9 protein-coding genes are annotated in these 12,271 nt (G+C 42.2%); 2 read left to right on the top strand and 7 right to left on the bottom strand.

All coding sequences use genetic code 11. The features are described 5' to 3' along the window. Positions 1 to 29: 29 nt before the first annotated feature. Complete coding sequence (locus tag HHO47_RS10495; protein WP_169020264.1) at positions 30 to 1,406, top strand: sigma-54-dependent transcriptional regulator; 1,377 nt, start codon at positions 30 to 32, stop codon at positions 1,404 to 1,406. Further along, on the top strand, positions 1,406 to 2,692 hold the full coding sequence (locus HHO47_RS10490; protein ID WP_248290981.1) for a sensor histidine kinase: 1,287 nt from the start codon (positions 1,406 to 1,408) through the stop codon (positions 2,690 to 2,692). Before HHO47_RS10495 ends, HHO47_RS10490 begins: the two co-directional genes overlap by 1 nt. On the opposite strand, the gene HHO47_RS10485 is transcribed toward HHO47_RS10490, so the two are convergent. The 7 genes from HHO47_RS10485 to HHO47_RS10455 all read right to left on the bottom strand — a co-directional run bounded on the left by HHO47_RS10485 (position 2,684) and on the right by HHO47_RS10455 (position 12,067). Beyond that, on the bottom strand, positions 2,684 to 6,133 hold the full coding sequence (locus HHO47_RS10485; protein WP_169020263.1) for a PAS domain-containing hybrid sensor histidine kinase/response regulator: 3,450 nt from the start codon (positions 6,131 to 6,133) through the stop codon (positions 2,684 to 2,686). The genes HHO47_RS10490 and HHO47_RS10485 overlap by 9 nt on opposite strands. A gap of 137 nt (positions 6,134 to 6,270) precedes the next feature. Continuing rightward, positions 6,271 to 6,603 carry a Na+/H+ antiporter subunit G gene (locus HHO47_RS10480; RefSeq protein WP_169020262.1) on the bottom strand — a complete coding sequence of 111 codons (333 nt, stop codon included), beginning with the start codon at positions 6,601 to 6,603 and terminating at the stop codon, positions 6,271 to 6,273. 11 nt (positions 6,604 to 6,614) lie between these two features. After that, the gene (locus HHO47_RS10475) at positions 6,615 to 6,884 is read right to left on the bottom strand and encodes a K+/H+ antiporter subunit F (RefSeq protein WP_016707651.1); all 270 of its coding nucleotides are present in this window, start codon (positions 6,882 to 6,884) and stop codon (positions 6,615 to 6,617) included. Then, positions 6,878 to 7,414, bottom strand: a complete 537-nt coding sequence (locus tag HHO47_RS10470; protein WP_169020261.1) for a Na+/H+ antiporter subunit E — start codon at positions 7,412 to 7,414, stop codon at positions 6,878 to 6,880. The genes HHO47_RS10475 and HHO47_RS10470 overlap by 7 nt, the downstream gene beginning before the upstream one ends. After that, positions 7,414 to 8,931: a monovalent cation/H+ antiporter subunit D gene (locus HHO47_RS10465; protein ID WP_169020260.1), complete on the bottom strand. Its 1,518-nt coding sequence runs from the start codon at positions 8,929 to 8,931 to the stop codon at positions 7,414 to 7,416. Before HHO47_RS10465 ends, HHO47_RS10470 begins: the two co-directional genes overlap by 1 nt. Next, positions 8,928 to 9,275 carry a Na+/H+ antiporter subunit C gene (locus tag HHO47_RS10460; protein ID WP_169020259.1) on the bottom strand — a complete coding sequence of 116 codons (348 nt, stop codon included), beginning with the start codon at positions 9,273 to 9,275 and terminating at the stop codon, positions 8,928 to 8,930. The genes HHO47_RS10465 and HHO47_RS10460 overlap by 4 nt, the downstream gene beginning before the upstream one ends. Next, entirely contained in the window at positions 9,275 to 12,067 is a 2,793-nt protein-coding gene (locus tag HHO47_RS10455) for a monovalent cation/H+ antiporter subunit A (RefSeq protein WP_169020258.1), read from the bottom strand. Before HHO47_RS10455 ends, HHO47_RS10460 begins: the two co-directional genes overlap by 1 nt. Positions 12,068 to 12,271 lie beyond the last annotated feature (204 nt).

The raw sequence follows: 12,271 nt of genomic DNA, 5'->3' as shown, positions 1-12,271 counted from the left end.
GGCCACCACGACAGGATCATACATATAAAATGGACCCAATTTTAGTAATCGACGACCAAGCTGATGTTCGCATGGCCGCCATCGTGGCGCTAAACCAACTTGGCTTACAATGTATTGAAGCACAAGGCCCTGAGCAAGCCCTCGAAATTTTAAACTGTAATGCAATTAGCCTTATTTTGCTCGATATGAACTTTAAGCTCGATACCACCTCAGGGGATGAAGGGCTGCGATTTTTAAAGCAACTGCAGTCTATTAGTTCAACCATTCCTGTTATCGTAATGACCGCATGGGCAAGTGTTGATGTCGCGGTCAAAGCCATGCAGTTAGGCGCTGTTGACTTTCTTGAAAAACCTTGGAATAACCTGCGTTTAACTAGCGTTGTACAACAGCAACTAACGCTGAAAAAAAGCAATCATGATAATGCCTGTTTAAAGGCGCTAAACTTACCAAAAAGTACTGATTACATTGCTAATTCAGCGGTGACGCAACAATTACTGACACGCGCTAAGCGCGCCGCAAAAACCGATGCCAGTATTTTAATTACCGGAGAAAATGGCACCGGTAAGAGCCTGCTAGCAAACTATATTCACCAACACTCTAATCGCTGCGAACAACGCTATGTGAGCGTTAATATTGGTGCTATTGCGCCCTCTTTATTTGAAAGCGAATTATTTGGCCACAAAAAAGGCGCCTTTACCGACGCTAAAGAAGACCGTCTCGGCCGCTTTGAAATAGCCAATGGCGGCACCTTATTTTTAGATGAAATAGCCACACTCCCCCTTGAGCTACAAAGTAAAATGCTGCGCGTACTTGAAAGCCAAGAGTTTGAAGTATTAGGCTCAAGCCAAACCCAAACAGCGGATGTACGGATTATTGCTGCCACTAACGCAGAGCTAGCTAAAGCCATTGAGGCGGGGGAATTTCGCCGCGATTTATTGTTCAGGCTCAACACCATTGAACTACATATTCCGCCACTACGTGAGCGTCCTGAAGACATTATAGAATTAGCACATCACTTGCTTGCAACGCACAGTAAAAAATACCAGCGTGAAGGCATGTCACTTTCAGCTACTGCAATTCAGGCGCTCACGAACTACACGTGGCCGGGCAATGTGCGAGAACTTAGCCATTGTATTGAACGTGCCGTGATCATGAGCGATAACGACAATATCGATGCCAATGATTTGATTCTTGAACAACCCAGTAGTGATGCAAGCAACAGCGCAACGAGTGATTCATTACCGTTGCTGCCACTGGAAGAACTTGAAAAACAAATGATTCAAAAAGCGTTGGCGCAATTTAATGGGAATGTTGTTGCCGCGGGTGAGTTTTTAGGCTTGAGTAAATCGGCGATTTACAGGCGAATCGATAAGCACCAGCTTGATTTAAAAGAAGCAGACTTTTAATGGCCCGCACTCACTCGCTCGAACAGCGACTAATGCGTTATGCCGCCTTAGTGATGTTTATTGTATTAATGCTGTGTATTTTGCTTGTAATAACGTGGGGGCTCGATTGGTTTGCAAGCATTAGTATTATACTCCCCGTCGTTGCAGTTAGCCTGTTTGCAGTAGTCAAAAGCTACAAACTGACCCTTGATGTTATCGAACGCTTTGGAACACAGCTTGATGCACTGGCTAACAACGAGAGTAATAGTTGGCATTTAGCACAGTATCAAAACGGGCGAGTAGCCAACCTTAAAAATGACTTTACCAAGCTCACTAACAAAATAGCGCAAAGTAAACGTCACTATATGCAAACTGAAGAGTTCGTGTTTGAGTTTGCTAAAATGCTTGATTTACCCATTGTTATTTTAGACCCTCACGGGCAAGTTTACTTTACCAATAACGCATTTTTAAACACCTTAACAGCACCCAATGTTGAAGGATTAAGTAGCACCGATCTAGGGCTGATTTATAACAATGGTCGTTGGCAAATAGAGAAAGAGTCGCGTTTTAAACGCCGTTTTATCGTATCAGCACAAACATTTTGGCGCACAGGGCGAAATTACGAGCTGCTTACGCTATTTTCTATTGAACAACAGCTACGCGCAAATGAACAAGACATTTGGCAGCGCTTAATTCGCGTGCTCAACCATGAAGTGCGTAACTCCTTAACGCCAATTTACTCCATGAGCCAATCACTGCAAACCATGAAACAGCAAGGGCAAATAACCCCAGGCCCAGACCTTGCCCAAGATATGCTGCAAGTGATTGAAAAACGTGCGCAACATTTGCTTGATTTTGTAAATAGCTACAGCGCATTCTCAAAACTCCCCTCGCCAAATAAACAGCAAATCAATAACGAACAAGTGAACTTACGACTACAGGCAATATTCCCTGAGCTCGAAATTCACCCTTCTCAGCCTGTGAATTTTACAGCCGATTTAGGCCAGCTTGAACAAGCACTGATCAACCTGATAAAAAATGCCTTTGAAGCAGGCGGTAACACGCCTCCCACGCTTAACTGGCAACAGCAAAACGATGGCGTTGTGATTGAGCTGACTGACAACGGCACGGGCATTGCCAACCCCGACAACCTATTTGTGCCCTTTTATTCTACAAAAGCACAGGGCGCGGGCATTGGTTTGGTGATCAGCCGCGAATTGATACGCAACCAAGGGGGTGAGTTGAGTGTTAACGCACGCGCAAATAAATCGGGAACCCAAGTATTCGTGTCCTTGCAATCACGTTAGCCGTTTTATCATTCGCTTTAAGGCGGGCGCTTTGAGTGGTTTATACAATAATGGATAACCGGCATCAAGCACACTCTCTCGAATACCCTCATCATGATTGGCGGTATTTACTATTGCCGGTAACGCTTCAAGGCCTGCCTGCTTAATAACGTCAAGCCCAGTCACACCGTCGTCTAGTTGATAATCAACGATCAGTAGTTGCGGTAAATTTTGAGCCGCTTTTAATTGCTCAAGCTCGGTTAAGTTAGTAGCGGTGGCAATTGCACAGCCCCAGTTTTCAAGTAATTGTTTGAGCGCTTCAAGCACATTGCTATCGTTATCAACTAACCAAATATGTAAACGCCCTAGCTCGGTTTCTTGGCCTTGCTCTGCACTGTGTAGCGCAGTGCTAATTCGACCCGCTTTACATGGTAAGGTTAATGTAAATTGCGTGCCTTTGCCGAGTTCAGAGCCCACCATTAAGGGAATTTTCAATAAGTCACAAATTCTTTTGGTAATAGCTAAGCCAAGTCCTAACCCTTCAGCATTGGGCTTTGCCCCTAGCTGTTTAAATTCCTGATATATCGTTTGTTGATCACTTGCAGCAATGCCGATCCCTGTATCTTCAATAATGAATGAGACCTGTTGATCATGACGTTGCATTTTTAAGCGTACTTCACCTTGTTCAGTGTAACGTATGGCATTACTGAGTAAATTTCGCAACACTCGCCGTAATAATGCTTTATCGGTAACTAAATGGACATCGCACGTCTGCATAATGAGATTAAGCCCTTTTTCTCTCGCAAGCGCAGCATAATCATTGCGTAATGGCTCGAGTAAGCTACTAACTGCAAATTCACTGTACTGAATTTTAAATGCTCCAGAGTCTAGTTTTGTCAGTTCTAAAATGCTCGACAACAACTCTTCAGCATTCCCTAATGAATTTTTAATATTGAGCGCCAGCTCTTGTAACTGAGTGTCTTGTGCTTTTTCATTCATTAATGAGCAAAACAAACTTGCGGCATTAAAAGGTTGTAATAAGTCGTGGCTAGCTGCAGCAAAAAAGCGGGTTTTGCTAACCGTTGCTTGTTCGGCAACTAACTTTGCCGCAGACAGCTCATGGTTAGCTTGTGTTAAAGCTTTAGTGCGTGTAGCTACTTTTTCTTCAAGGCTAACATTTGCCTCTGTGAGTGCTTTTTGCTGTTTAACAAACTCTGAAATATCAGTATAGGTAGTTACAAATCCACCGCCTGGTAACGGGTTACCTTGCATCTCAAATACACGGCCATCATTGTGAGAACGCTGGTATTTATAAGCACTGCCTTGTTTTAAATAACCTAAGCGCTTTTCTACCTCGATATTAATATCTTCGCCGCTAAACAAGCCTCGTTCGGCATTAAAACGAATAATATCAGCCACTGGTCGGCCAATATAAAGCGCTTCTTCTGGATAAGAGAACATGCATTTATAGCCTTGATTCCAAGCAACTAAACGCAGCTCACTATCCACTACACTTATGCCTTGTTGAATGTTTTCAATAGTAGCTTGCAGTAAATCACGATTAAACTTCAGCACTTGCGTAGCCTCATCAACAAGTTCAGCAACTTGCTCTAGTGGCTGACGTTGCTCATTTTTTGCAACATCCAAAATAAGTCGTGCCGATGCACCGCCTATCACTGCAGACATTTCTCGTTCTATTAATAACTCAAGTTGCAGATCCGCAGGGTGTTTCCACTTACTTCTATCTGTTGGAAAGTAGTGATTTACTAATAGTTGACTGGCATCTTTTTCGGCAAACCGCTGTAACAGCGCACCTAAATCATGGTAGTTCAATGGTTGTAAGGCGGTATTAATTCGTGAATCGGATAATTGTGGCATAAATTTATTGCTTTGTAATCGCTCTGCTAAGGTCGCTTGGCTCAATAGCGGCACTAAAAAATACACCAAGCAATTTGCCCCTAATGACAATAACACCGCTTGGCTAATACCCTCTAAACCCAGAGAGAATAAGTTAGTGGGTGCTAACCAAGCAACTTGCCATGGTCCTTCTATCAACCAACGACTATCATTACCAAGCCCGCTAGCAAGGTTGGGCAATAATAAAGTGTAACCCCAAATTATAAAGCCAGTTAAAATACCCAGCTGTGCCCCTCGACACGAAGCGTGTCGCCACCATAAGCCTATCACCATTGCAGGAGCAAATTGCGCAACTAAGGTAAACGACATAAGACCCACATTGGCTAATGTGTTGGCCTCTCCAAGAATACGATGGGTAAAATAACTAAGTAATAAAATTAATACTATGACGATTTTACGTGCATGAAGCAGATTATTTTTATCAAGCCCACGACTGCTCGAAGTCAGCTGAGAACGACGTAAAATAAATTGATTGATAAAGTCATTGGTGATCATCACAGAAAGTACAATAGCCGATACGATTACCATGCTGGTTGCCGCTGAAAAACCGCCCAAAAAAGCTAACAATGCCACCAGTGGACTGTCTGCCGCCATCGGTAACGCCAAAACAAAAGTATCGTAACCAACTTCTGTACCTTGAAAGTAAATCAATCCCGCATATGCAATAGGTAAAATAAATAGATTGATTAGCAGCAAATAAATAGGGAATAGCCAGCGTGCAGAGGCCAGCTCTTTATCATTATTGTTTTCTATAAAGCTCATGTGAAATTGCCGAGGCAAACACAAAGTAGCTAATACCCCTAGTAATGTATGTACAACATACACATAAGTTGGACTTTGTGTCGCGGCCACCTGCTTATCTATATTTAGCTCTGCGGCTTTGGCAAATAAAGCAGCTGGACTATCAAAAAGCGCAAAGCAGACATATAAACCCACTACCACAAACGCCAGTAGCTTAACCATAGATTCAAAGGCTATACTGGCAATCAGCCCAGGGTTGTGCTCGCTCGGTCTTAACCTCCTAGCACCAAATAAAATGGCAAACAATGCTAACAGCAAAGTGATATAAAACGTACTATCAGCCCAGACTTGATGGCTTTGCGATGCAGCTCGTGCAGTTAATAAATTAATACTTTGTGCGGTGGCACTCAGTTGTAATGAAATATACGGCACAATAGCAATCACAGAAATAAGCGATATTAAACCCGAGAGACTAGAAGACTTACCATACCGCGTGGCAATAAAATCGGCCATTGAGGTAAGCTTTTGCTGGCGACAAATATGCGCAATGCGACAGTATATTTGCCAACCAAAAATAAACAACAAAATAGTACCAGCGTAAGTAGGGGCAAGCCACCAACCATTATGTGCGGCTTGGGCTGTAGTACCAAAAAATGCCCATGAGGTACAATAAACACCTAACGATAGTCCATAAGTTAGCCCTTTAAAAGGCAGCATTTTGCGTTTATCTGCCCACCCCGCCACAGCAAATAAAATTCCCAAGTATACAATGGCGAGTAAGCTTATTGACCAAATAGAAAACATAACCGCTGATATTTTTAATTATTATTTAACCAGCATAGGCGCTTTAGATAAAAAAATCAGCACTAACTTTAGTACTAAACAATTGTTTCATATGTAGCTTTAAACAATCTAAAAAATGATCATTATTTCAAGTTGTATTAATCGTCTTCGATGTTATCTAAGCCTTTGGTGCCGTCTTTAGCTTTGAGTTTATGGTGGATTGCTGATTTTATCAGCATATAACCGCTGATCGGTGCGGTGATCAATAAGAAAATTGAGATCAATAACTCTTTGACACTAACGCCATCTTGCGTGTTGCTAAAAAATATCATTGCAGCGATGAGCATTCCAGCCATGCCAAGGGTTGTGGCTTTTGTAGGACCATGCAGGCGCATAAAAAAATCCGGCATTTTGATAAGGCCTACCGAGCCTATTAAAATAAATGCACCACCAATTAATAATAATATAGAGACTATCCATTCACTGATCATGTTATTACCCTTTATTCGATGATATCGCCACGTAACAAGTACTTACATACCGCTACTGTACTTACAAAGCCCAGCATCGCGATTAACAGTGCAGCTTCAAAATACAGTCCTGTGCCCATACTCATACCGTATAAAATAATTAATGCTATGGTATTAATATACATAGTATCTAGCGCTAAAATGCGATCAGGTACTGAAGGGCCGACCACTAAACGCCATAAGTTAAGTAATAGCGATAAACCAATCATTGCAAAAACAATTAAAAAGACTGTTTCTAACATTGAAATATCTCCTTCAGTGGTGCTTCGTAACGCTGTTTAATGGTGTTGATCAACGCTTGTTCGTCATCTAAATCTAATACATGAATAAGCAAATAACGCTGCATTGGTTGCTCACCCTCAGCGAGAGATTCAGGTATTGGGTATACCTCAGCACTTACGGTGCCTGGTGTAAGCGACACTGTGCTTGCCAAAATAGTGATCGGCATGGCATGACTAAGCTCTATTGGTACTTTTACAAATGCGGGACGCAGCTTTTTAACTGGCCCTAAGATAAGCAATGCAACTTGCATATTGGCGGTAATAATATCGTACATCACGATAATTAACTGCTTTAGCGCTAAACCGGGCTTAATAATAAGCGGTTGCGGTTCACGAAATGGAAAACTAACTAAAGGAATTAAAATAGCGAATATCACGGCCAACACTAAATGGCCAGCCGATACGCTGTTATTGAGTAGCAGCCATACGACAAACAATAATGCACTGCGAAAAGGTGTTGGTAACCAACGAAAACGTGATTCTAAACGCATTATAAGCCCTCTCCAAGTACCGTCTTGATACCGCCAGTAATATCATGCAATTGCGTAGCAGCAGCAATCATATATTCACTTACTACGGCGCCAAAGATCACTAACAAAGGCGAACAAACTAATAAAGCAATTATTGCCGTGACCTGCAATGGATGCGCTTTTACTCCTTCTGTCGGTTCACAGTCTTGATGTTTTCGTTCCCAAAATAAGGTAGTACCCGCTCGAGATAATGCGACTAATAATGCAAAGCTGGCAAGCAAGTAAACAGGCCAAAATAGTAATGCTTTTTCGCTATCTAAGGTAGTTTTTAAAATCCATATTTTACCAACAAACCCTGACAGTGGTGGCATGCCTACTACTGCTAAAGCAGCAATAATAAAACACACGCCTAATAAGTATGGTTGCGCTACACCGCGTCCTGGCGCTAAACGATCCGCAACTTTACCACGCTGATGAGCAATCAGATCAGCCACTAAAAACAAGGCCGCGCACACGAAGGTTGAATGCACTAAGTAATACAACAGTGCCGCTGTGGCATTAATGTTTTGCAATGCGACTAACGCCACTAACGTCCCCACCGATACAACCACTAAATTAGCAGTGAGCTTGCGTAAATCTTGCGCGGCAACAACACCAATAGAGCCAACTATAATAGTTGCAACAGCCAGACCCCACAACCAAGGTTGTGCCATGTGTGCAAGTTGCCCTGCTTCATCACCAAAGATAACGGTATAGACACGCAGCATTGCATATACACCCACTTTAGTCATAATTGCGAATAACGCTGCCACCACAGGCATTGCACTGGCGTAAGTATTGGGTAACCATAAGTGCAGTGGTAACAATGCACCTTTTAACGCAAAAACAACCAGCAGTAATAACCCACCAATTTTTGCAAGGTAGACGTCATCGCCCTGTAACAGCGACACTTTTTGTGCCATATCAGCAATATTCAACGTGCCTAATACACCATATAAAATACCCAGAGCAATCAAAAACACACTCGAACCAATCAGGTTTAAACTCACGTATTGAATGGCCGATCGTGTTTTGTGTTTATCACCGTCATGCATTAGTAATGAATAGGAAGCAATTAACAGTACTTCAAAAAATACAAACAGGTTGAATAAATCCCCTGTTAAAAACGCACCGTTAACACCCAGTACCAAAAAGTGCACTAAAGGATGAAAAAAGCCCCCTTTTTCATCATCTCCCATACAGCTGTAAACAGTAACAGCCAAACCTAGAAATGACGTTAATAACACCAGTAAGACTGACACTAAATCAGCAACTAGTACGATCCCAAATGGCGCTTGCCAGCCGCCGATGGCATACACAATAATGCCTGACTGGAAAACTTGCCATAATAATAGCGCACTAACTAAGGTACTTAATAATGCCATGACGACAGAGGCTACACGACGAATTGGAATGCTTTTGCCACAAGGAGGTAACAGTAAAATAATGCCGCCAAGCATAGGTAATAAAATTGGCCAAGAAGCTAGATGCTGGATCATTTGTGCTCCTTGTGTTCTGCTTTACCTAAGTGACCATCTACATGATCATTGCCTAAATCGGCACGACCACGAATTGCCAAAATTACCACAAAGGCGGTCATTGCAAAACCAATTACAATAGCAGTCAAAACTAAAGCTTGCGGCAGCGGATCGGCATAGTCAGTGCCAGTACCAAGCACGGCGGCTTTATTAATAGTTAAACGCCCTGCAGAGAATAAAAATAAGTTCACTGCGTATGACAGCATCGTTAACCCTAATACTACCGGAAAAGTTCGTGCTCTTAGGATCAAGTACACCCCACAAGTCACCAATACACCAACGCATGATGCGTATAACAGTTCCATTAAATATTTACCTCTTTCTTAGGTGTATCTGCGGTTAACTTACCTAGGCTTGCGAGTATCATTAAGGTCGCGCCAACTACGGTCATGTAAACACCTAAATCAAATACGATGGCACTGGCCAATTCCACTTTGCCGATAAATGGCACATCAAAATATTCAAACCAGGTAGTTAAAAACGGTCGTCCAAACGCCCAACTTCCTAGCCCTGTTAACATTGCAATGGCAATACCCGAGGCGATGATCTTTCGATAGTTCACATCAAAACGCTCAGAAATCCAAATTGAACCATGAGCCATATATTGCAAAATAAAGGCAATGGCAGTGACTAACCCAGCAATAAAGCCCCCACCAGGTAAATTATGACCGCGCAAGAAGATATATGCAGAAACCAATAACGCCAATGGCAATAAACTTTGTGAAATACTGGCTAATAACAGTGGATGGCGTTCTCGCGCCCAAGGGCGACCCTCACTGTCGCTGGCTGGCATAAACAATGGTAGATTAGTTAATACTTTATAAATACCTAACGCTGCAATACCCAGTACCGTGATTTCTCCTAGGGTATCAAAACCTCTGAAATCAACCAAAATAACATTAACGACATTAGTACCACCGCCGCCAGTTTTTGCATTGGCAATAAAGAAATCTGAAATTGACTCAAGCGGACGCGTTAATAATGCATAACAAATACTGGCAATAACCACCCCCACTGCTGAGGCAATCCCTAAATCACGTAAAATACGTAATGAGCTCGACTCTTTGGGGGTGCGTTGCGGTAAGAAGAATAATGCTAGCATTAATAAAATGACTGTCACTACCTCTACAGTTAACTGAGTAAGCGCTAAATCGGGCGCTGAAAAGCGTGTAAATGCCACTGAAACCATTAACCCTACGATCGATATCATCAATAACGATACCACCCGAGAGCGATGCCAGATCACAGTACTAATGGCACCGATAATCATTAAACCTGCACCAATGGCATTATGAAAATCAATCGGCGTACGTGGCGCACTACCCGCCAAAGCGTTCATTTCAAACAGTGGCCAACCAGCGCACAATAATACCACACCCAACATCACAACAATGTAACGTTGCAAAGAGCCATTTTCGGTGCTGCTGATTTTTGCTTGACTCCACTTAATAATGACATACAAAAACCGTTCAAAGGTCTTTTTAGCATTTAATGGGGGTAATGACGCTTGAAACTTGAATAGGTGCTTACGCTGAATATATATAAATACACCGCCCACGACAGCCATAGCACTCATAAGCAATGGTAAATTAAAGCCATGCCAAATTGACAACTTAAACTGTGGTGCCGCTTCCCCAAGAACGGCTAGCGACGCCGCCGACAAAATGCCATCCACCACAAAGCTTGGAAACATACCGACTAATAAACACAACACAACCAGTATTTCGATTGGCACGCGCATATAACGAGGAGGTTCATGCGGTGTTTTTGGTAAATTGATTGGGTCGCCATTGAAGAATACATCGTGAATAAAGCGTGCCGAATATGCCACAGAAAAAGCAGCTGCTAGAGTTGCTAATACAGGAATAAGCCACGACATAGAACCAAGTATTTGTTGATGCAAGGTTTCTGCAAAAAACATCTCTTTTGACAAGAAGCCATTTAATAACGGCACCCCAGCCATTGCCGCTGCGGCAACCATTGCCAGAGTAGCGGTGTAAGGCATAAATCGCCACATACCATTGAGCTTGCGCATATCTCGCGTACCTGTTTCATGATCAAGAATACCGGTAGCCATAAATAATGACGCTTTAAACGTTGCATGGTTAATAATATGAAATATTGCTGCCACTGTAGCAAGTTCAGTATCTAACCCGAGTAATAAAGTGATCAAACCTAAATGGCTAATGGTTGAATACGCCAGTAGTCCTTTTAAATCATGCTTAAATAAAGCGATGTAGGCGCCAACCAATAACGTAGTTAAGCCGGTCATAGCAACCAAAATAAACCAGATATCTGTTCCTGCTAATGCTGGATAAAAACGTGCAAGTAGGAAGATACCTGCTTTTACCATAGTCGCTGAATGTAAATAGGCACTCACTGGCGTTGGGGCAGCCATTGCATGGGGTAACCAAAAATGAAATGGGAATTGAGCTGATTTAGTGAATGCACCTAGCAATACCAACACTAATGCTACTTCGTATAAGTCATGTGATTGGATCAAGGTTTTACTAGCTAAAATAACGTCTAGATCATAGCTACCAACAATATCACCGAGCAGTAATAAGCCACCTAGCAGAGCCAATCCACCGGCTCCAGTGACTGCTAATGCCATACGCGCCCCTTTGCGGGCTTCTGATTTATGCCACCAAAAACTGATTAACAAAAATGAGCTGATACTAGTTAATTCCCAAAAAAGCCATAGTTGAATCACGTTATTTGACATCACAATACCGAGCATTGCAGTCATAAACAGCATTAAGTAACAATATAATTTTGGCATCGAGTCATTATTACTTAGGTAATAACGGGTATAAAAAATAACCAGCAACCCTATTCCTAAGATCATAAAGATAAACAATAAACTTAAACCATCTAAACGAAAAGCCAGCTCCATACCCAAAGCTGGGATCCATTGTGTGGTAAAGCGAATAGTCTCACCCGCTAAAACCGCTGGCGTGTGATAAATCGCAATTGCTAAGGCGCATAAAGGCGTTAGCATAGTTAAGCTCGTAGATTGATTACGAGTCAATTTGCCGGTGCAGGAAGAAATAACACTGCCAATTAAGGATAACAAGGGTATCCAGAGCAAAGTCATACAGAGAAACCTTTTGAAGTCATAAGAGTATCAATACACTGCTAGTTAGTTTTAGTTTAGTACTGGTCATTTCGGATGGTTTTAATTTTAGCTTCAATAAACGCTTTATAGATATACAGTTATACTGATCAGGGAGGATTTTGTCTATAGTAAGCCCTCCTACCTGCTGCTATTTTGTACTATTTTAGTGCTGACAGCATATTA

This window comes from Pseudoalteromonas arctica, assembly GCF_012927645.1.
GTDB classification, from domain to species: domain Bacteria; phylum Pseudomonadota; class Gammaproteobacteria; order Enterobacterales; family Alteromonadaceae; genus Pseudoalteromonas; species Pseudoalteromonas arctica_A.
Note: the sequence above shows the minus strand (reverse complement) of the source record. Positions and strands in the feature narration are given on the sequence as shown.

Excerpts from the sequence above, each read along its gene's own strand:
- HHO47_RS10495 (WP_169020264.1), top strand. The coding sequence starts at position 30 with ATGGACCCAATTTTAGTAATCGACGACCAAGCTGATGTTCGCATGGCC.
- HHO47_RS10490 (WP_248290981.1), top strand. The coding sequence starts at position 1,406 with ATGGCCCGCACTCACTCGCTCGAACAGCGACTAATGCGTTATGCCGCC.
- HHO47_RS10485 (WP_169020263.1), bottom strand. The coding sequence starts at position 6,133 with ATGTTTTCTATTTGGTCAATAAGCTTACTCGCCATTGTATACTTGGGA.
- HHO47_RS10480 (WP_169020262.1), bottom strand. The coding sequence starts at position 6,603 with ATGATCAGTGAATGGATAGTCTCTATATTATTATTAATTGGTGGTGCA.
- HHO47_RS10475 (WP_016707651.1), bottom strand. The coding sequence starts at position 6,884 with ATGTTAGAAACAGTCTTTTTAATTGTTTTTGCAATGATTGGTTTATCG.
- HHO47_RS10470 (WP_169020261.1), bottom strand. The coding sequence starts at position 7,414 with ATGCGTTTAGAATCACGTTTTCGTTGGTTACCAACACCTTTTCGCAGT.
- HHO47_RS10465 (WP_169020260.1), bottom strand. The coding sequence starts at position 8,931 with ATGATCCAGCATCTAGCTTCTTGGCCAATTTTATTACCTATGCTTGGC.
- HHO47_RS10460 (WP_169020259.1), bottom strand. The coding sequence starts at position 9,275 with ATGGAACTGTTATACGCATCATGCGTTGGTGTATTGGTGACTTGTGGG.
- HHO47_RS10455 (WP_169020258.1), bottom strand. The coding sequence starts at position 12,067 with ATGACTTTGCTCTGGATACCCTTGTTATCCTTAATTGGCAGTGTTATT.